Consider the following 20,715-nt stretch of genomic DNA (forward strand, 5'->3'; position numbering starts at 1 on the left):
TCCAAAGAAGGCGGTTTGCTTTCTGTGGCACTTTCCCTGGGGTCGCCCCCGCCGGACGTTATCCGGCACCGTGCTTCCGTGGAGCCCGGACTTTCCTCCAGTCTGCAAGCAGACCAGCGACCATCCGGCCATCTGACGCGTTGGTTATAAGCCTTAAGGGCGCAGCACTGGTCAAGCTGATTGGCATCTTGCACCCTGACGTGAAGCCACCATGTGACCCAACGTCAGACATTCAAAACCAAGGAAACGCCCATCATGAAAGCTGCGGTCTATTACGAAAACGGCCCCCCCTCCGTCCTCAAATATGAAGACGTGCCGGACCCTGACATGTTCGATGACGGCATTCTTGTCGAGAACAAGGTCATTTCCATTGAAGGCGGCGACACGCTGAACCGCCTGCGCGGAGATCTTGCCGCCAACCCGCATATTGTCGGCTACCAGTCCGCTGGCGTGGTGCTCGAAGTCGGCAAGAACGTCTCAGGCTTTGCCCCCGGCGACGAAGTTGTGTGCATCAACTTCCACGGCAGCCATGCAGAAAAACGCCTCACCCTGCCGCAGACCGCCTGGAAAATTCCAAAGGGCATGGACATGAAGCAGGCATCGGCTGTGCCCATCCCGTTTGGCACGGCGGATGACTGCCTGTTTGAGTTCGGGCGTCTCAAGTCCGGAGAGACAGCGCTAATTCAGGCCGGTGCCAGTGCCGTTGGCATTGCCGCCATCCAGCTGGCCAAGCGCGCGGGCGCAACGGTGATCGCCACAGCATCCTCTGAAGCCAAGCTCGAAAAGCTGAAGGCGCTCGGACTTGATCACGGCATCAACTATGTCGAGCAGGACCTCGTGGAAGAATCCAAGAAGCTGACCGGCGGCAAAGGTATTGATGTGGTGGTGGACCCTGTCGGTGGCCCCACATTGCAGCAGAGCATTTATGCGCTGGGCTATCGCGGGCGCGTCTCAACCGTTGGTGACGCTGGTCGCGAGTTCATCAAGTTTGATCTATCGACGCTGCGTGAAGGCAACCGCTCCATCACCGGCGTATTCCAGGGCGCTGAAATCTTCACCGACCGGATGCACAACCTTGTGGCAACGCATCTTGATGCTGTTGCCAAGGGCGAACTGAAAGTCGTGATCGATAGCGAATACGCGCTCAAGGATGCCGCAGGCGCCCACGAACACATCGAAAGCCGCAAGGCCTTCGGTCGCGTGCTTCTTATTCCGTAGACGGACTTTTCAGGACAGCCAGAAAAGCAGCCAGCGTCTTGAGGGTGGATAGATCGGCAATGCCATCGACACTCTCGGGCCGCTGGCGGCGCTGGAAGGCTGTGACAGTCTCCAGCGTTGTTTCGCCGTAAATGCCATCCACCTCAATGCTATACCCGGCCAGTGCCAGCGCGGACTGCAGGTCGCGCACGCCATCGCCACTGTCCCCGGGCCCAAGTGTGGGACCGGCTGCGAGCGGTGCGGGCTCGACCCAAAGCGCAAAGCCTGCATCCGCTAGTGTTTTCCAGGGGAACTTTTCGCCTGGATCAGCCTTGCGGCCGGGCGCCACGTCGGAGTGTCCAACCACCCTGCCCGGCTCCATCGGCCACCGGCTGAATATCTCCGCCATCAGATCCACAAGCGTCGCGATCTGGGCGGCGGGAAAATCCGGATAGCCGAATTCGTGACCAGTGTTGGCCAGCTCAATGCCGATGGAGAGTGAGTTGACGTCCGTCTCCCCCTCCCATGACGACACGCCCGCATGCCAGGCCCTCTCGAACTCGGGCACAAGCGCGTAGGCTCGCCCTGCTTCGTCGATGAGATAGTGCGCAGAGACTTTGGCTTCGGGATCTTGCAGACGCTCAAGTGCTGCTTCCGCCGTGTCCATGCCAGTGTAATGGATCACCACCATGTCCGGTGCCCGATTATCAGCACGCGTATCAAAATTCGGCGACCAGTGTCCGGCGATATCCATTGATCTTACCCTCTGAGCCCAACCCTAGGCTCCGCGCGTCACGCGCTCCGTGAACTTTTTCTCCCGCAGGGAGATAATGAGCACACCTGCGAGTGTGATCAAACCACCAAAGATCATACGCTCGGTTAACATGTCTCCCAGCAGCCAGACACCGAAGGTCACTGTGAACAGCGGCGCAAGCAGGGTATAGGGCGCCGTTTGCGACACTTCATAGCGCTGCAACAGCCAATAGATGCCCGCATGCCCTACAAGGCTGGAGGCAAAGGCGACATAGATGATGCCCCCCCACTCAATCCAGTCAGCACTTGCCATCAGGGCAACAGGGTCTGCGGTCTCAAACAGGAATGTGGCCGCAAGTGAAAACGGCAGTGCGACAGTCGCGACCCATGCCTGCAGCTCAAACGTGCCGACACCCTTGATCCGCCGCTGCAAAATTGTGCCGAACGAGCCGACAATGGCCGAGCACAGAACAAAAATCAGACCTTCGATGTAGCTGAACACCCGTGGGTCAAAGCTGATGACCATGACGCCCAGGAAGGCGAGCGTGATGCCAAGCCACCGCCGCCACCGTATTCTCTCACCCAGAAACATGACCGAGAAGATAGTCGAAATCGGAACCGCCATTTGAGACGCAATGGCGACCACCGAGGCCTCAGCAATGGCGAGACCGGCAAAGAAGAACCCAAAGCCGATGGGTCCCGCGCACAGGGCAATCAGCATGACGTCGCGCATCCGCCCCCAGTGAATGGAGAGGAACGGCAGCAGCACGAGCGCCACCAGACCAAAGCGGATGGCCATGAACAAGAATGGTGGAAAATGCTCAAGCGAGCCCTTGCCCGCGACAAGCGCGAACCCCCAGATCAGATTGATCAGGACCATGAAGGCTAGATGCGGCGTCGTCATACGCTCAGGCCTCCTGCGCTGACGCAGGATCCGGCGGTTTGCGCAGAGCAATCGCCAGCACACCGGCCAGCGTCATGATCCCGCCCACAACCATGCGCCACGACAACTCATCACCCCACAGGGTGACGCCGAAAAAGACACCAATGACCGGCGCCAGCAACGTGATCGGTGAGATCAACGACACTTCATAGCGCTGCAGCAGGTAGAACATGGCCGCGTGGCCGAACAGGCTCGCGCCAACGGCGGTGTAGAGAATGGCACTCCACGCCAACCAGCTCGCATTCAGCGTAGCGGCAAACTCGTGCGGCTCGATCAGCGCCGTGAGCAGGAACATGGGCGGCCAAGAGAAAATGGCAATCCACGCCTGAAGGGTAAAGACACCCACGCCCGCAAGCTGCCGCATGGTGACCATGCCGACGGCTGCCATAAAGGCAGCCGTAATCACCAGCGCCATACCGCCAAGTGAATTGAAAACCGCCGGATCAAAGCTGATGAGGACAACGCCGGAAAACGCAATACCCATCCCCAGCCAGCGCCGCCACCCGACGGCCTCGTGCAGAATGAAAACAGAGAGCAGTGTCGCAAAGGGCACATTGAGTTGCACGCCAATGGCAACCACAGAAACCGTGTCAGAGATATCAAGAGCCGCGAACATCAGCGCGAAGTGAATCCCGCCCATGGTCATCGCCACAACAAAGATGCGCCACATCTGGCCGGGCACGATCTTGAGGAACGGAATGAGCGCCAGCGACAGGAGCGCGAAGCGCGAGCCCGTCAGCATCATCGGCGATACCTCGACGACTCCGAACTTCGCGACAACGAAGTTGAAGCCCCAGGCAAGGCAGATCGCCAGAATAAGGATGAGATGCGGCAGGGTCATAATACCCAGCGCTCTAACACGTGGACCCGCAAACCGGCGAGCGACACTTTCGCAACGCAGCCGTGCTCCATGTCCCCTTGAAGCCCGGTCAGGTGATGTCGCGCTGCTTTTTCAGCTCCGCCCACGCCGTATTGATGGCGGCCAGTTTGTCGTTCGCAAGTGCAACAAATTCTTCCGGCACGCCACGCGCCATCATCCTGTCAGGATGATTTTCCGACACCGCCCGGCGATAGGCTTTTTTGAGATCGGCGTTGCTTGCATCCGGCGTCACACCCAGTACCAGGAAGGGATCAGCCACAGCCTTGCCCGTATTGGAGGCCTGGATACGGGCAAACTCGAAATCTGAGAACCCGAAGATCGCCGAGACCTTTTTCAGAAACGCCAGTTCATCGTCATGGACGACGCCGTCAGCCAGCGCGATGTGAAACAGGCCGTCGACCACATCTTCAAGCACGCCGGGGCGGTCCTTGAACATGCCGGCCACCTGCCGGGCATAGCTTTCAAATCCCGCCACGTCCTGTCGGGCCAGATTGAAGACGCGGGCTACATGCGCTTCGTCGCCGGGTTCTACGGTGAAAACCTGTGAGAAGGCCTCGACCTCATCCGGTGTCACGATGCCGTCCGCCTTGGCCATCTTGGCGGAGAGCGCAATTACCGCAATGGTGAAGGCAACACCAGACGCACCTTCGCCGCTACCGACGAGGCTCTTCAGTGTTTCAAGGACGGACTGCGCCGTCCCCGCGATGCGATCCCACAGACTCATGGGGGCACTGTATAGAGGCATGGGCGGCGATGCGACATTGCACACGGCGCCGCATCCCCTAAATGCAGAGCACCCATCTCGCCCTGAGCCTCAAAACGCAGTATCACCGTCTCCAATGACACAGCACAGCAGTTCAAAATGGGATTTCTGGATCGACCGTGGGGGCACCTTCACGGATGTGGTTGCACGCGATCCACATGGCCAGCTGCAAACGGCCAAACTGCTGTCCGAAAATCCCGACAACTATGAAGATGCTGCGCTGGAGGCCATCCGGCGTTTTCTTGGCGTTGAGTCAGACGCAGCTCTGCCTGCTGGCGAAATCGGTGCAGTAAAGATGGGCACGACTGTCGCCACCAATGCCCTGCTCGAGCGCAAAGGCGAGCGCACCCTGTTTGTCACCACCAAAGGCTTCAAGGATGCGTTGCGCATTGGCTATCAGGCGCGCCCGGACATCTTCAAACTCGCCATTGAACTCCCGGAGCTTCTGTATGCCCATGTGGTGGAAGCAACAGAACGCTACTCCGCCAGCGGCGAAGTTCTCATTCCCCTGGATGAAGCCCGCGCCCGCTCGGACATGCAGGCTGTGTTCGACGAGGGTACACGCGTAGTCGCGATCTGCCTGATGCATGGCTACCGCTATCAGGCCCACGAGCAGCGGCTTGCCGACATCGCCCGGGAGATCGGCTTCACGCAGATATCCACCAGCCATGGCACCAGCCCGCTGATGAAGTTCGTCAGCCGTGGCGACACGACCGTGGTGGACGCCTATCTCTCTCCCATCCTGCGGCGTTACGTGGACCGGGTAGCAACAGCACTGGATCGCGAAGCCACCGGCACCAGGCTGATGTTCATGCAGTCATCTGGTGGCCTGACCGACGCTGATCTGTTTCACGGCAAGGACGCCATTTTGTCGGGGCCGGCAGGTGGCGTGGTTGGCGCAGTAGAGACAAGTCACCTCGCAGGTCATGACAAGATCATCGGCTTCGACATGGGCGGCACCTCAACCGATGTGTGCCACTACGACGGCACATTTGAACGCGCCTTTGAGACCGAAGTGGCCGGCGTACGCATGCGGGCCCCCATGATGCGCATTCACACGGTCGCCGCCGGTGGTGGGTCACTGTTGCAGTTTGATGGCAGCCGCATGCGCGTTGGGCCTGACAGCGCCGGCGCAGACCCCGGCCCCACAGCCTATCGGCGCGGCGGCCCCCTGACGGTGACGGACGCCAACGTGATGACCGGCAAACTGATGCCGCATCACTTCCCCAAGATATTTGGTCCCAATGCGGATGAAGCACTGGACCTTGATGCGGTGACGCAAAAATTCAAACACCTCGCGTCGGAGATTTCGTCTGCCACCGACACACAATCGACACCGGAGGAAATCGCTCAGGGCTTCTTGATGATCGCCGTGGAGAACATGGCGCAGGCCATCAAGAAGATTTCTGTGCAGCGCGGGTATGACGTAACCCGTTATGCCCTCACAAGCTTCGGCGGCGCTGGCGGTCAACACGCATGCCTCGTTGCTGATGCGCTGGGCATGGAAACCTGCATCATCCACCCCATGTCCGGGCTGCTGTCAGCCTATGGCATGGGCCTGGCGGACATTCGCGCTACCCGGGCCGAAGCCTTGAACGAACGGCTCGACGAAGAAGGTCATGCAAAGCTATCCGCCCTGCTGGACCGCCTGGGCCAGACCTCTGCAGCTGAAGTTGAAGCGCAGGGCGTCTCCACCGATCACATCTCCCTGCAGCCAACCGTGCATGCACGCTACGAGGGCACCGACACAGCGCTTGAAATCCCCTTTGGCAGCATCAGCGCTATCACCACATCTTTGGAAGACGCCCACCGCGCTCGCTTCGGGTTCTTTTCACCGGACCATGCCATCACACTTGAAGCAGCGGCACAGGAAGCAATCGGCGCTGAGCCACGCCCGGCGGAAGAACAAGCCGCAGAAATGTCTTCGCAGGTCGCAGCGCCTGCGAGAGAGACCGCGCGCGTGTACATGGAAAGTGCCTGGCACGATGCCCCCATCGTTGATCGCGCGGACGCAACGCCGGGTACATTTGTGTCGGGACCAGCCATCCTGATTGAGCCTCACCAGACAATCGTCATCGAACCCGGCTGGCGCGCGGATGTGACACCGCTCAATCATGTGATCCTCACGCGCACACAGAAAAAACAACGCGCGGAAGCATTGGGCACAACAGCTGACCCGGTGATGCTGGAAGTGTTCAACAATCTCTACATGTCCGTTGCCGAACAGATGGGCTTCACCCTCGAAAAGACGGCCCATTCGGTGAACATCAAGGAGCGGCTGGATTTCTCCTGCGCGATATTCGACCGAGATGGCCAGTTGGTTGCCAATGCTCCGCACATTCCCGTGCACTTAGGGTCCATGGGCGCGACGGTTGAAAGCGTCATCGAGCAACACCCTGACATGCAACCCGGCGACGTGTTTGTTTTGAACGCCCCCTACAATGGCGGCACCCACCTGCCAGACATTACGGTTGTGACGCCGGTCTTTGATGATACCGGGTCCAAACGCCTGTTCTTCACCGCCGCACGCGGCCACCACGCAGACATTGGCGGCCTGACCCCCGGCTCCATGCCGTCCAACTCCCGGACAGTAGAAGAAGAAGGCATCCTCATCGACGGCTTCAAACTGGTCGATGCCGATGTCTTCCAGGAGGACGCCATGCGCGCACTCCTGACATCAGGCCCCTACCCGGCCCGCAATCCGGATCAGAACATCGCCGACCTGCGCGCCCAAATTGCGGCCTGTGAAAAAGGCGCTCAGGAGCTGCGCAAAATGGTTGCCCAATTCGGCCTCGAAGCGGTGCGGGCCTATATGGGTCATGTGCAGGACAACGCGGAAGAGGCCGTGCGCCGGGTCATCACGACACTCAAGCCGAGCACGTTTGAGCTGACGATGGACAACGGCGCCACCATCAAACTCGCAGTTGAGATTGACGTAGACGCACGCGCCGCCACGATTGATTTCACGGGCACCAGCGCGCAGGTAGCAAGCAATTTCAATGCACCCGACGCAGTTGCACGTGCAGCGGTGCTCTACGTTTTCCGGTGCCTCGTTGACGACGCCATTCCGCTCAATGCCGGTTGCCTCAAACCGATTACGCTCATTATTCCCGATGGGTGTTTCCTCAAGCCGCAGCACCCAGCCGCCGTGGTCGCGGGCAATGTGGAAACCAGCCAGGCCATCACCGATGCGCTCTTCGGGGCATTGGGTGTCATGTCAGCAGCACAGGGCACCATGAACAACCTGACATTCGGCAATGATACCTATCAGTACTACGAGACGATAGCGGGTGGCTCCGGGGCCGGGGCAACTTTCGATGGCGCAAGTGCCGTCCAGTCCCACATGACAAACTCCCGCCTGACCGACCCTGAAGTGCTGGAGGGGCGTTTCCCGGTTCTGCTGCGTCGCTTTGATATCCGCGAGGCGTCAGGCGGCGATGGTCAACACAAAGGCGGCAACGGCGTCATACGCGAAATCACCTTCCGGGAAAAAATGTCTGTCTCCATTCTGTCCGGCAGACGCAGCACGCGCCCCTTTGGACTAAAAGGCGGCAGCGCGGCTTTGCCGGGAAGCAATGCAGTCGAGCGCGCTGACGGGCATCGTGAGACATTGGCCGCATGCGACGCCGCAGACATGGACACAAATGACACCATCATCATCGAGACGCCCGGCGGCGGCGGGTTCGGCCATCCATCAGGAGACTAGCGCATGACGACCATCGTCATCACCGGAGCAAGCCGCGGCATTGGTCGCGAACTGGCGAGCCAGTATGCAGCGCAGGGCGCACGGGTCATCGGCACCTGCCGGACCCAGGACGCGGCGGATGCTCTCAAGGCGGAATTGGGATCAGATGCGGTTACCACCCCGATCCTTGATGTGTCGGATGGTGCGTCTGTGTCCGCGTTTGCAAGTGCCTTGGGTGATACGCCCATAGATGTGCTCATCAACAATGCGGGCGTCCTGGGCGACCAGTTCTCGTTCGGCAACATGGATTATGACGCGTGGACCAATGCCTTTGCGATCAACACCCTTGGCCCCATGCGCGTGACGGAAGCACTTGCCGGCAATCTGGTGGAGGGCGCCAAGGTCATAACCATCTCCAGCCAGATGGGCTCTCTCCTTCGTGATACCCAGGGGTCCTACCCCTACCGAAGCACCAAGGCCGCCGTGAACAAGGTGGTCCAGCTGATGGCGCACGATCTCAAACCCCGCAGCATCACCTGCATCACCATGCATCCAGGCTGGGTGCAAACCGATATGGGTGGCCCCAGCGCATCCATCACGCCCGAAGAAAGCGCGAGCGGCATCCGGAACGTCATTGATGGGCTGACTTTGGCGCAGACCGGCAGTTTCATCCAATGGAATGGCGAAACGCACCCCTGGTAGGTTTTTTGCCCCCTGCCGACGGAAACTCGGGGCCCCCGCGTTCAACTTGATTGCATCAGAGCTTTCTGGGGGAAAACGTGACCTTTTTGAACCTGTCGAAGATTTCCATTGTTCTGCTCAGCGCGACTGTTCTCGCAGCCTGCGGCGGTCCCGGCGGAAAACGGGATGATCGCCGCAGTCAGGGCAACAGCGATCCAAGCCTCCAGCATGGCGCAATCGTGGTAAAGCCGACCGGGTTGCTGTTGGCGGATATGGATACCAATCGTGATCTGGAAACAGACCGTGATGAGCTGACCCAGGCCACCTCAATTCTGTTTGCCCAGATCGATCGCGACAATGGCGGCATCGTCAGCGGCGTTGAGTTTGCGGACTGGGCCCAGACAGCCCTTGGCGCCCGCTACCCGGTGCAGGGCCTTGCCAGCTTCGATACAGACAACTCGCTGGCCATCGAGGCGGACGAGTTTTCAAACGGCCTGAACATGCTGTTCGCAAGCTTTGACAAGGACAACAATGGCCGCGTCACGCGGGACGAACTGTTTACCCAGCTCAATATCGATGCTCGCACCAGCGGCCGCGGCAGACAGGGCGGCGGTTCGGGTGGCGGTCCCGGTGGCGGCCAAGGCGGCAAACCGGGTGGCGGAGGTGGCCGTCCGGCGGCATAGGCCTTCTTCGCACCTGCACTGTAAGGGTGCGCCGCAGCGACGAATCCTGCTTCCCAAGCTGCAATCGGACTGTCACGCTTTGAGTCCAAAGAGGCTAATGCGGGAGGCCCCTCACATGACTGCACGCGCTTCGAGACATGCGGCACTCTGGTTCTTCACAAGCGCAAGTTTTGCGTTTGTCGGTGCTGTCATCTTCGGCTTGATCTAAGCCCGATCCACACATTCAGCGACCCCGGACAGGTCTCCTGCTGCGACTGGGTTTCCACCTAGGCAGCGAGAGATTTGTCCGGACGCACGCCGAGAATGTGGCACAGCGCGAACGCCGTCTCTGCCCGGTTGAGGGTATAGAGGTGGAATTGCTGAATGCCCTGATCCGCCAGCTTCTGAACCTGTTCAGCAGCCACCGACAACGCCACCAGCTGGCGCGTTTCCGGGTCATCATCCAACCCGTCAAACCGTTCCTTGAACCAGTCCGGCACGCTTGTGCCTGTCGCAGCCGACATGCGCAGATATCCCGCAACATTCCCCACCGGCATGATGCCCGGCACGATAGGAATATCGATGCCCGCGCTACGGGCGCGATCAACAAAGCGCAGGAAATTGTCGGTCTCGACAAAGAACTGGCTGATGGCACGCGTCGCGCCCCCGTCAATCTTGGCTTTCAGCAGATCAATATCCGCATCAAACGAGGCGCTCTCGGGGTGCTTTTCAGGATAGCAGCCGACTGAAATCTCAAAGGGCGCGATCTTGCTGATGCCCGCCGCAAGCTCCGCTGCATTCGCGTAGCCCCCTTCAAACGGGACGTATTTTTCCCCAATGCCGGAGGGCGGATCCCCGCGGAGGGCCACAATGTGCCGAATGCCCGCGTCCCAGTAGTCCTGAATGACACCGTCAATCTCTTCACGCGTCGCTTCAACACAGGTGAGATGGGCCGCAGGCTTCAAGGAGGTCTCATCCACAATGCGCTTCACTGTGGAATGCGTACGCTCCCGCGTGGAGCCGCCTGCCCCATAGGTGACCGACACAAATCGGGGGTTCAGCGGTGCAAGCTTCTCAATCGAAGCCCACAGGGTCTGTTCCATCTTTTCCGTCTTTGGCGGAAAGAACTCGAAAGAGACCTCAATAGGATTTTCAGAAGACTGGTCGTCGGTACGCGTCGCCATCAGGCGCTCTCCTTCACGGACTGTTTGGTCCCTGGCCGGGACGGAGTTGCAAGGGCATCTCCTGCCGCGCCTTTCGCGGCCAGCCAGATTGATACGGTAAGTTGTGCTGTGTCGTCTTCGCCTGGCGCCAGATCGCGCACCGCTGCCATTTCAAGGCCCGCCGCGCTGACAAAGTCAGCCATTTCGGACCGCGGAAAGCCAAGCCGGCGATGCGCATGCCGCTCACGCAGCGCTTCGATTTCGTGCGGAGCAAAATCCACAATCAAAAGTCGGCCCCCGGGCTTGAGCAGGCGGGCGGCTTCCTGGACGGCAGAGCGCGGATCATCAAGATAGTGCAGGACCTGGTGGATGATCACGATATCGGCTGACCCGGCAGGCTCGGGCATGGACAGAATGTCGCCATAACGCACATGGCAATGGGACAGCCCCTTCTGCTCCAGATTGGCGCGGGCAATGTTGAGCATGTCGTGGTTGGTGTCGTAGCCGATCGCCGTATCGGCTACACCAGCGAGCAGCTCCAGCATCTGTGCTGTCCCGGTTCCAAGATCGACCAGGACGGATACCTTTTCATCACCCACCATGGCGGTAACCGCCGCTTCCACGTCCTTCTCAGACACATAAAGTGCACGGACCTGCCCCCACTCGGCTGCATTGCGCTTGAAATACTCAGCAGCAAGCTCGGACCGTTCCGCGCGAACATCTGCAAGGCGCTCACGGTCGCGCATCACCACCGGGTCATCCGGTGGCAGGAAATCCATCAAGGTATGGGCCAGTTGACCGAAAGGTCCGCGTGTCTCCAGCCGGTAGAACACCCAGCTGCCTTCGCGGAACCGGGTAATCAGTCCCGCATCTGACAACAGCTTGAGATGCCGGCTGACGCGCGGCTGGCTCTGACGCAGAACATGGGTGATTTCAGAGACTGAAAGTTCGCTCTCACTCAGGATGGCGAGCAGACGCAGGCGGGTCGTTTCCCCCGCCGCGCGCAGCACCTGCAACAATGTTTCCATGGTTTGCTCCTGATCAGCCGACCGGTTCGGCTTACCGCAGACTATATAAAGATATGTGCATGTCCAATAGCAATGAATATGCCTTACGGCACGTAAATGCATCACCGGTGGGCAAGTGGCTGGAAATCAAGCTGTTTTGCAGGCAAAGACCACCCGGATGGGCTCAAGAACGCGACATTTCCGCCACATTTTGGAGGGTCTCTCAGAGCACACTATTTCGTTTATGGCGGGCTGCCCCCCCATATGATAGCTAAGAATCGGCGATAATGATGAACACACTCAATGTTGCTCGGGTAAGGCAGGTCGCTAAGCCCATAGTCCAAACGGCCCATTGAAAACAGCACGTGATCCCCTTGCTATACCCACGTGCGCTTCGCAGGGTCCCAAGACGCAGCAACCTTAGGTGACGATGTACATAAATTGAGCCGCGGGCGGGAAAAATCCTGCAAGAAACCGCAGCCACGTACACCATTGCGTAAGCCAGGGTGGAACAGAATTGAGCCTAATGCGCGGATGAATTCATTACCGCGCAACTCGGAGGCGGATCGGCGTGACGAAGATGGCGGCAGACAAGATTTTTGGCGGAAGTGCATTCCATTCCGCAGGTGGCAAGTCCGGACGGACTTTGGCCATTGGCCTGATTGCGACCCTGGCATTGACGCTGGGCGCGTGCGCAACACGGCCTGACCCTGGCAACCAGGCCGCAGTAGCGGCCTATCAGGAAGCAAACGACCCTGTTGAGCCCCTGAACCGCTACTTTTTCGCCGTCAACGACCAGCTTCTTGATGGCCTCATCCTGAAGCCGGCAGCTCAGGGCTACGATGCCGTCCTGCCGGGCTTTGCAAAGGACTCGATCCGCCACTTCCTCGACAACCTGCGCACACCGGTCATTCTGGTGAATGACATGCTGCAGGGTGAATGGGATCGTGCGGGCACAACCATCACCCGCTTCGGCATCAACTCTACGGTAGGTGTTGGCGGTCTGCTCGACCCGGCGACCGGCTGGGGCTATGAGCGCCATGGCGAAGACTTCGGCCAGACCCTTGCCGTTTGGGGCAGCGGTGAAGGCCCCTATGTCTTCCTGCCGTTGCTTGGTCCAGCACCACCCCGCGACCTTGCGGGTTTTGTCGTCGATCAGGCATTTGATCCACTGACATATGTGTTCTGGAACCGCGACAGCATCATTCCGCCGACACGCTTCGTCGTGAACGGACTGGACCTGCGCGCGCGCAATCTGGACACGCTCGACGAGATCGAACGCACATCTGTTGACTACTACGCCGCCCTGCGCAGCCTCTATCGCCAGAGCCGCAACAACGAAATAGCCAATGGCGAGATTAACCCGGACAACCTCCCGGACATTTCCGACATTGATTACGAGTTCGACTACGAAGATGGCAGCGACGCAATCGAGACAGAACCCGCGCCTGCTTCCGGCAGTAACACGGGCATATAGCAACACGACGGAACTTGTCAGAGCCTTACGGGTTGCACTGTGCACCATCGGCGCACGCACAAGTGTGCGTTGCCACCTTCATGAACGGTTCATTTGGAGCATGATCTAAGCGATCCTGCATCTGAGTTGGATATCACGCGTTTCGACCCACCCGGGAAATGGCACCATGTACGTGACACAGACACTTACCCTTCCAAACTTGCGTATCTCCGCAGCCTTTGCAGCTGCGTTTGCTCTGGCCCTCATGGCCTTCTCCCCGTCTGCCAATGCGGATGAGGCTGCTGAGGCTTTTGTGGCAGAGCTGGGTGGCAAGGCCATCGAGATCCTGGGTGATGAGGACATGACACCGCAGGAAACGGAAGCGAATTTCCGCACCCTGCTGCTGGACGCTATGGACATCCGCCGGGTCGGCTTGTTTGCCCTTGGCCAGTACGCCAGGCTTCCGTCAAAGGAACAGCGCGAAGACTATTTCGACCTTCTCGGTGAGTTCATTGTGAAGGTCTATCTTGGCCGTCTGACAGGCTATTCCGATCAGGAATTCATCGTCACGTCATCCAAGGAAAAGGGCAAGAAGGGTCGCGAAGTCATCGTCGACAGCCGCATCGAGTTTGCTGACGGCCGCGAACCGCTGACCGTGGACTGGTGGCTGCTCCGCAACAAGGACGGCAGCTTCAAGGTCTTTGACGTGAACGTCGCCGGCATCTGGATGGCACAGGAACAGCGCGGCGCGTTCTCCTCACACATCCGCAACAATGGTGGCAAGTTCGAAGCCCTGTTGACTCACCTTCGCGCGCAGGCGGGCGCGGCAGCCGACAACGTGTCGGCCGATGCCTCTGACAATGAAGTAGAAGAAACAGAGGCCGCAACCTCCGCAGAAGACACAGCCGGCTAGCAAGCGCCCTTAGGCGCGTGCAAACCGTTTGTACTTGATACGCGTTGGCACAGCGGCCTTTTCGCCCAGACGACGCTTGCGGTCTTCTTCATAGTCTTCGTAGTTACCCTCGAACCACTCCACATGGCTGTCGCCTTCAAAGGCGAGGATGTGCGTGCAGATGCGGTCGAGGAACCAGCGATCATGGCTGATGATAACAGCGCAGCCGGCGAAATTCGCCAGTGCGTCTTCAAGGGCACGCAAGGTATCCACATCAAGGTCATTGGTCGGCTCATCGAGCAGCAGCAGATTGGCACCGGATTTGAGCATCTTGGACAGATGCACCCGGTTGCGCTCACCACCTGACAGCAGGCCAACCTTGCGCTGCTGGTCCGTGCCCTTGAAGTTGAAGGCACTGACATAGGCACGGCTGTTCATTTCACGCTCGCCGAGCTTCACAATGTCCAGCCCGTCCGACACTTCTTCCCAGACAGTCTTTTCAGGGTCCAGGGCATCGCGGCTTTGGTCCACATAGCCAAGCACAACCGTGTCACCAATCGTCAGTTCACCTGCGTCAGGCGTCTCCTGATCTGTCAGCATACGGAACAGCGTGGTCTTGCCCGCGCCGTTGGGACCGATAACACCCACAATGCCGCCGGGCGGCAGCGTGAACGACAGATCATCGATCAGCAGGCGCTCGCCAAAGCCTTTGGTTAGGCCCTTGGCTTCAATCACATTGCCCCCCAGACGCGGCCCTGCGGGAATGACGATCTGACCCTTCTTCTCCATGTCGCGCGTATCCGCGTTGAGGAGTTCGTCATAGGCCTGAATACGTGCCTTCGACTTGGCCTGCCGTGCCTTGGGGCTGGACCGCACCCACTCCACTTCGCGGGCAAGTGTGCGCTGGCGCGCCACATCTTCGCGTGCTTCCTGTTCCAGGCGCTTCTGCTTCTGCTCAAGCCAGGAGGAATAATTGCCTTCGTAGGGAATGCCGCTGCCCCGGTCGATTTCCAGGATCCAGCCGGTGATGTTGTCGAGGAAATAGCGGTCATGGGTAACGAGCACGACGGTGCCTGCATATTCCTTGAGGTAGTTCTCAAGCCACGCGACGGACTCCGCATCCAGATGGTTGGTCGGCTCATCGAGCAGCAGCAGGTCTGGTTTGGCGAGCAGCAACTTGCACAGCGCGACACGCCGACGCTCACCACCTGAAAGCTTGGTGACGTCAGCATCCGGTTCCGGGCACCGCAGGGCGTCCATGGCCATCTCGACCTGACTGTCCAGATCCCAGAGGTTCTTGGCGTCGATTTCGTCTTGAAGCTGCGACATCTCCTCGGCGGTTTCTTCCGAGTAGTTCATCGCTAGCTCGTTGTAGCGCTCAAGCTTGGCAGTCTGCTCGGCCACGCCTTCCATGACATTTTCACGGGCATTCTTGGCCGGGTCCAGTTCGGGTTCCTGCTGCAGGTAGCCGACCTTGACGCCCTCAGCCGCCCACGCTTCACCCTGATATTCCTTATCCGTGCCCGCCATGATGCGCAGCAGGGTGGATTTACCGGCACCGTTGAGGCCGACAACACCAATCTTCACACCCGGCAGAAACGACAGGCGGATATTGTCCAGCACCTGCTTACCGCCGGGATAGGTCTTGGACAGACCATCCATCACATAGACGTACTGATAAGAAGCCATGGTGCGGAACCTTGTATTGGATACGCGGCAGGTCCGCGGATTTGCGGATCAAAGTGCCGGAATGAGTGCCTGAGTTGGCTGGTTTCTAGCCGAATGAGGCCGCCGCTTCAATGCGGGGTATCAAACACCCGGGAACCAATTCCGCCCTCAAGGGTTCTATGGCTCAGGAGTGCAATGAGAGCACGCTGAAACAAGAAGGGAACACCTCATGGAATATGGAATTCTCGGCCTGCTCTGGACGATTGTCGTCATCTGGGCCGTCATCAAGATCGTTCAGTCCGGCGCCAGCCCCGTTGCAAAAATCATCTGGGCACTCGTCGTCATCGCCTTCCCGCTCATCGGTCTGATTGCCTGGCTCGTCGCCGGCCCCCGATAGACGCACCAGACATCAAGTCCGGTTTTGTGACGCGGTGCCTGCTTACAGCAGGTGCCGCGTCAAAAACTGTGTCTGCTGGCCTACGACATCATCGAACAATGGCGGCAGGTAGACCTCAAAATGGCCCGCATCAAAGGATGAGACTTCTGCAGCCGGCATGGTTGCAGCAGCCGCGTGCGCCAGATCCGGTGGCGTGGTTTCATCCGTCTCACCAACGACAATCAGCGCAGGACAAGTGACCTGCGGCGCCACATCGCGCGGCTGATAGCTGCCAAGCGTCAGCAATGCGCGTGCGGGCACGCGGTTGTTCCACGCCGAGCTGTCATCGACAATATCCAGAAACTGCATCGCCTCAGATGAGGCCATGCAGGCAAAGGCTCCCTCCGGCCCGACGATAGGTATGGTCACCGCACCCCCGAACATCGCAGCAATTTTGTCTGCCAGAATGCTGGCGCCTGCCTTCAGCGTGTTGCCGATAGACAAACTCACTTCCAGCCCCCCCACATAAGGCACCTGCGCCACGATTGCTTTTATGGCGTGGTCCTCTGCCGCGAGGGTGATGACATGTCCTCCGGAAAAAGAGGACCCCCACAAGGCAATCCGGTCATTGTCCACATCCGGCAGCGAGCGCGCATAGGCCAGGGCCTGACGCCAGTCTTCGACATGCCGGTCAGGATCGACCAGAAAACGCGGGCTGCCGTCGCTGTCACCAAAATTGCGATAGTCGAACAGCAACACCGCAATTCCTGCCGCTGCGAACTTCTCTGCATAGGCGGGCAGCCGGAACGTGCGCTCCGCCGAAAACCCGTGCGCCATGACGACAACCGGCGTCGGCGTTGTCCCATCCGGCTGGTAGAACCAGCCGCGACAAATGTCCCCATCGCTTGCAAAAGATATATCTCGCCGCTGGTGACCCATGCCCCCACTCCCCACATATGGTATTCACGAACGACAGCCGTGATGCCCTCAAAGCATACCGGCACAGGGGAAAAACGAAAGGGACACCACATGCTCGGACTTGAAGTCACCGGCATCTTCACCCTCATCTGGTTCATCGTTCTGCTATGGGCGATCATCAAGGTCTTTCAGTCCGGTGCCGGTGCGCTGGCAAAGGCCATCTGGGTTGCAGCCCTGTTGTTCCTGCCTATTCTTGGCCTCATCGCATGGCTGATATTCGGCCCTCGCGGATAAGGCAGCGCGCCGGTTTGCATCGTCCGCCACGCTGTCATGCCAACCGCTACCCATGAGGTAATTGGTCGAAGGCCCAGGCTTGCGGACATACGCCGCCCAAACCGGATACATGCAGGAGCATACAATGCAGACCGATCGACAGGGTCTCTCCCTCAACACTGCCAACGCCAGCGCCGCGCAGTTTTTCATCGACGCGCTCGATGATTTCAACCGATATGCCGGTGACCCCATATCCAAGGTAGATGCTGCCATCGAGGCCGCGCCGGATTTTGCAATGGCGCATCTGTTCAAGGCGCACATGTATGCAACAGCAACAGAGCCCGGCGCGACCAGGGAGGCTGCGTCTATCCTCAATCATGTGTCGACGCTCTCACTGGATGAGCGCGAGGCAAGCCATGCCGCTGCCGCAACTCACGTGGTGGCTGGCGACTGGACCAAGGCTGCCCTTCAGCTTGATCGCCATTCAATGGACTGGCCCCACGACATGGTGGCTGTGCAAACCGGCCATCTGATTGATTTCTTCAGGGCAAATGCCCGCGATCTGCGCGACCGCATTTCCCGTGTCTTGCCTCAGTGGCCCCAAGACATGCACGGACGCTCTTTCCTGCTCGGCATGCACGCCTTTGGCCTGGAAGAATCCGGTGACTATGAAGCTGCGGAAGCCTCGGGCCGCGAAGCCATTGCGCAGGATCCAGCGGACGCTTGGGCCCATCATGCCGTCGCCCATGTCATGGAAATGCAGGGCCGTGCCGAGGATGGCATCGGCTGGATGATCGCCCGTGAGCCGCACTGGGCGGATGAGGGCAACTTCTTTCAGGTCCACAACTGGTGGCACCGGGCGTTATTTCATCTGGATCTCGAACAGAATGCCGAGGCCCTGAAGCTCTATGACGACCACGTGCGCGGCGAGCCAAGCAGCATTGCCGTCGACCTCGTTGATGCCGCCGCCCTACTTTGGCGGTTTGACCTGCAGCGGATTGATACAGGCGCGCGATGGGCAGAAGTCGCCGACGCCTGGAAAGCACATGCCGATGGTGCGCTATATCCGTTCAACGATCTGCATGCGGCCATGGCCTATCTGGGCGCAGACAGAATGACCGATGTTGAAGAACTGCTTGCGGACTACAGATCCAACGCCACAGATGTCAGCGAGGTCGGTCGCTGGTGGCTCGCCTATGGCGCACCTTTGATCGAAGGGTTCGTGGCCTTCAAGAAGGGCGACTACGCGTCTGCTGTCGAGTTGCTCCACCCTGCCCGCTACATCGCAAACGCCTATGGCGGCAGCCATGCCCAGCGGGACGTCATCGACTGGACGTTGATGGAAGCCGCCTTGCGCGGCAACATGCAAAGCACGGCTGAGGCATTGGCGAATGAGCGGTTGACGCAAAAGCCCCTGAGCCCGGTCAACCGGTCATTCATCACCCGTGCACAGTCAATTGGTTGAGTGCCGGGCGGTTAAGTGACCCGACGGTTAAGCGACCCGGATTGGTGTCTAGTTGCCTGTCAAGTTATCCGTACTCGGCGCTTCAAAGCCTTGGTTGGGGGCAACGCCCCCGCTTTGCTGGGCATACCAGATGCCGGTGATAAGCCCCATGAGCAGGACAAACCAGCTGATCGCGTTAATGTAACGGGCTGGCCGGGACGCCTGCTTTTGGGCCCAGGTGCGTGGACCAATGCCTTTCACGACAAACACCAGCTGCGCCACCAGATTGACACAGACGATGTTGACCGCGAGCAGCAAAGCCGCACTGCCGGCGGCAAAATAGTTCCCCGCCCCCAGCATGATTCCCAAGGTCGCGGCGGGCGGCAGCAACGCCACAGCAACCATCACGCCCACAAGGGTGGACGACAGACCTGTGGTGAGCGACAGAACAGCCGCAGCGCCCGCAGCTAGAGCCAGAGCGATGCTTTCATAGCCAACCACTGTGCGGCTCACCAACTCAGGTGAATCCAGAGGTCCTGTCCACAAGGCGCCGATCGCATATGACAGCGCCAACGATATAGCTATGCCCAGCACATTCGTGCCGAACGCACGGACCATGAGGCCGCGGTCACCAAGGGCGGTACCAAAGGCAAAGGCCAGATTTGGGCCCAGCAATGGCGCGATCACCATGGCCCCGATGACCACCGCCACATTGTCCGTCAACAAACCAATGGCGGCCGTGATGGTGGACAACACACTGAGGATAATAAAATTGAGGTCCAGGCGCGCGCCCTTGTTGATCTCATTCCAGATCGCCTCGCGGCTGACGGTAATGGACGCGAACGAGAACTTGCGCGGCTCATCATCCGATACCGCTTTCACCGACGGTCCCGGCGACGGCACGCTGGCCTGAATGGGAAGAACCACCGCCCGCCAGTCCGCCTGCGCCCCGATGGCGGCCTGAATGCCGTCAAGCAGTTCCTGTACGCGCTTGGTTGAGATCACGATGCGAACGAGGCAGCGGTCCATATCGGAGCGCTCATCGGCATAGACATCAATCGCGCCCTTGTGTTCGCCCAAAGCGACCAGCGTATCTACGTGTCCATGATCAGCGGTCACTTCAACCAGCTGCAAAGCCATCTCAAACTGCCTGTTCCAGAAATTCCTGAACCTTAGGAATGGCAGCTTCGGGGTTGGACAGCAAGAACAAGTGCCCACCCTCGATGATTTCCATCTGGCTGTTGGGAATGAGCCTCGCCAGGAGCCGCCCGTTGACCGCAGGCACGATGCTGTCGCGATCACCAGACATCACGAGTGTCGGCTGCTTCAGGAAGGGCAGAAACGGCACACTCGTCCAGCCTGCACCTGCCGTCAGCTGATAGAGATAACTGCGCAGCGTCGGCGCTGTAAGACGGCTCGTGTGATCATCCGCAATGCGCATGTCATCGCCATACAGCTTGGTGAAATTCTTGAGCATAAAGCTGGGGTCCACATAGCGACGCGGGTTGACCATCTTGGCGATGGACCCCAGACGTCCCGGCACCATTAGAACACCGGCACTGGTGGCGACCAGCACCAGCCGGCGCGCGCGCTTTGGGTACTGAAACGCAAATTGCTGCGCCATGGCTCCGCCCCACGAGATACCCATGGCATCCACCATCTCGATATCCAGGTCGTCCAGAATGTTGCGGACATGCCGGGCCAGCATCCAAGGACGGTACGGCAAAGACGAATCTTCCGAGCCACCAACACCCGGTGCATCAAACGCGATAATCGTCCGGCCAGGGAGGTGGTCTGCCAAAGGTGCCAGCAGCTCCAGGTTGGCGCCGATGCCATTGAAGACAAGCAGAGGCACACTCTCGCCAGCATCCTCGTCCGCGCCATGCCATATGGCCGTCTTGAAGCGGATGCGGCCGGACGTGACGTGGCGTATCTCTGGCACAGTGTCGGTCAA

The 20,715-nt window shown here is 59.3% G+C and carries 19 protein-coding genes and 1 other RNA gene (1 of these 20 only partly in view); 9 read left to right on the forward strand and 11 right to left on the reverse strand.

Annotated features, from left to right (window positions below):
* Positions 1–136: RNase P RNA component class A (gene rnpB / locus BN1012_RS17215), an RNA gene on the reverse strand; it reaches 344 nt to the left of the window's first position.
* 77 nt (positions 137–213) lie between these two features.
* Between rnpB and BN1012_RS10470 the strand changes: the two genes are divergently transcribed.
* Positions 214–1,218 carry a quinone oxidoreductase family protein gene (locus BN1012_RS10470; protein WP_244442890.1) on the forward strand — a complete coding sequence of 335 codons (1,005 nt, stop codon included), beginning with the start codon at positions 214–216 and terminating at the stop codon, positions 1,216–1,218.
* Here the strand turns inward: BN1012_RS10470 and BN1012_RS10475 are convergent.
* The 4 genes from BN1012_RS10475 to BN1012_RS10490 form a co-directional block, all read right to left on the reverse strand.
* Positions 1,208–1,951: a peptidoglycan recognition protein family protein gene (locus BN1012_RS10475; RefSeq protein WP_043949578.1), complete on the reverse strand. Its 744-nt coding sequence runs from the start codon at positions 1,949–1,951 to the stop codon at positions 1,208–1,210. The genes BN1012_RS10470 and BN1012_RS10475 overlap by 11 nt on opposite strands.
* A 24-nt stretch (positions 1,952–1,975) precedes the next feature.
* A complete protein-coding gene (locus tag BN1012_RS10480) occupies positions 1,976–2,854 on the reverse strand; it encodes a DMT family transporter (protein ID WP_081826331.1) in 879 nt (292 codons plus the stop codon).
* Positions 2,855–2,858: 4 nt separating this feature from the next.
* Entirely contained in the window at positions 2,859–3,734 is an 876-nt protein-coding gene (locus tag BN1012_RS10485) for a DMT family transporter (RefSeq protein ID WP_043949579.1), read from the reverse strand.
* 88 nt (positions 3,735–3,822) lie between these two features.
* Positions 3,823–4,497, reverse strand: coding sequence for a molecular chaperone DjiA (locus BN1012_RS10490; protein WP_043949580.1), 675 nt, complete (start codon positions 4,495–4,497; stop codon positions 3,823–3,825).
* Positions 4,498–4,612: 115 nt separating this feature from the next.
* Between BN1012_RS10490 and BN1012_RS10495 the strand changes: the two genes are divergently transcribed.
* From BN1012_RS10495 to BN1012_RS17715, 3 genes are all read left to right on the forward strand, one after another.
* On the forward strand, positions 4,613–8,242 hold the full coding sequence (locus BN1012_RS10495) for a hydantoinase B/oxoprolinase family protein (RefSeq protein WP_043949581.1): 3,630 nt from the start codon (positions 4,613–4,615) through the stop codon (positions 8,240–8,242).
* A gap of 3 nt (positions 8,243–8,245) precedes the next feature.
* The gene (locus BN1012_RS10500) at positions 8,246–8,923 is read left to right on the forward strand and encodes an SDR family oxidoreductase (protein WP_043949582.1); all 678 of its coding nucleotides are present in this window, start codon (positions 8,246–8,248) and stop codon (positions 8,921–8,923) included.
* Positions 8,924–9,000: 77 nt separating this feature from the next.
* The gene (locus BN1012_RS17715) at positions 9,001–9,585 is read left to right on the forward strand and encodes a hypothetical protein (RefSeq protein WP_197538299.1); all 585 of its coding nucleotides are present in this window, start codon (positions 9,001–9,003) and stop codon (positions 9,583–9,585) included.
* 266 nt (positions 9,586–9,851) lie between these two features.
* Here the strand turns inward: BN1012_RS17715 and metF are convergent, their stop codons facing one another.
* On the reverse strand, positions 9,852–10,748 hold the full coding sequence (gene metF / locus BN1012_RS10510; protein ID WP_043949584.1) for a methylenetetrahydrofolate reductase [NAD(P)H]: 897 nt from the start codon (positions 10,746–10,748) through the stop codon (positions 9,852–9,854).
* Positions 10,748–11,755, reverse strand: a complete 1,008-nt coding sequence (locus BN1012_RS10515; RefSeq protein WP_043949585.1) for an ArsR/SmtB family transcription factor — start codon at positions 11,753–11,755, stop codon at positions 10,748–10,750. The genes metF and BN1012_RS10515 overlap by 1 nt, the downstream gene beginning before the upstream one ends.
* 559 nt (positions 11,756–12,314) lie before the next feature.
* Between BN1012_RS10515 and BN1012_RS10520 the strand changes: the two genes are divergently transcribed.
* Together BN1012_RS10520 and BN1012_RS10525 are read left to right on the forward strand one after the other, a co-directional pair.
* On the forward strand, positions 12,315–13,211 hold the full coding sequence (locus BN1012_RS10520) for an MlaA family lipoprotein (RefSeq protein WP_122381404.1): 897 nt from the start codon (positions 12,315–12,317) through the stop codon (positions 13,209–13,211).
* Positions 13,212–13,377: 166 nt separating this feature from the next.
* Positions 13,378–14,103, forward strand: coding sequence for an MlaC/ttg2D family ABC transporter substrate-binding protein (locus BN1012_RS10525; protein WP_052535083.1), 726 nt, complete (start codon positions 13,378–13,380; stop codon positions 14,101–14,103).
* Between the two features lie 9 nt (positions 14,104–14,112).
* Here BN1012_RS10525 and ettA read toward each other — a convergent pair whose 3' ends face one another.
* Positions 14,113–15,771, reverse strand: a complete 1,659-nt coding sequence (gene ettA, locus BN1012_RS10530; protein WP_043949586.1) for an energy-dependent translational throttle protein EttA — start codon at positions 15,769–15,771, stop codon at positions 14,113–14,115.
* A 208-nt stretch (positions 15,772–15,979) separates the two neighbouring features.
* Here ettA and BN1012_RS17400 point away from each other — a divergent pair, with 208 nt between their 5' ends.
* Positions 15,980–16,147, forward strand: coding sequence for a PLDc N-terminal domain-containing protein (locus BN1012_RS17400; protein ID WP_081826332.1), 168 nt, complete (start codon positions 15,980–15,982; stop codon positions 16,145–16,147).
* A 42-nt stretch (positions 16,148–16,189) separates the two neighbouring features.
* Here the strand turns inward: BN1012_RS17400 and BN1012_RS10535 are convergent, their stop codons facing one another.
* The gene (locus tag BN1012_RS10535) at positions 16,190–17,065 is read right to left on the reverse strand and encodes an alpha/beta hydrolase (protein WP_043949587.1); all 876 of its coding nucleotides are present in this window, start codon (positions 17,063–17,065) and stop codon (positions 16,190–16,192) included.
* Between the two features lie 90 nt (positions 17,066–17,155).
* Between BN1012_RS10535 and BN1012_RS10540 the strand changes: the two genes are divergently transcribed.
* Entirely contained in the window at positions 17,156–17,338 is a 183-nt protein-coding gene (locus BN1012_RS10540) for a PLDc N-terminal domain-containing protein (protein WP_043950937.1), read from the forward strand.
* A gap of 124 nt (positions 17,339–17,462) precedes the next feature.
* A complete protein-coding gene (locus BN1012_RS10545; protein ID WP_043950938.1) occupies positions 17,463–18,782 on the forward strand; it encodes a tetratricopeptide repeat protein in 1,320 nt (439 codons plus the stop codon).
* Positions 18,783–18,830: 48 nt separating this feature from the next.
* Here BN1012_RS10545 and BN1012_RS10550 read toward each other — a convergent pair whose 3' ends face one another.
* Entirely contained in the window at positions 18,831–19,901 is a 1,071-nt protein-coding gene (locus tag BN1012_RS10550) for a TIGR00341 family protein (RefSeq protein WP_063958501.1), read from the reverse strand.
* 1 nt (position 19,902) lies between these two features.
* Positions 19,903–20,715: an alpha/beta fold hydrolase gene (locus BN1012_RS10555; protein ID WP_081826333.1), complete on the reverse strand. Its 813-nt coding sequence runs from the start codon at positions 20,713–20,715 to the stop codon at positions 19,903–19,905.

Origin of the sequence: Candidatus Phaeomarinobacter ectocarpi (assembly GCF_000689395.1) — a bacterium.
GTDB lineage: Bacteria > Pseudomonadota > Alphaproteobacteria > CGMCC-115125 > CGMCC-115125 > Pyruvatibacter > Pyruvatibacter ectocarpi.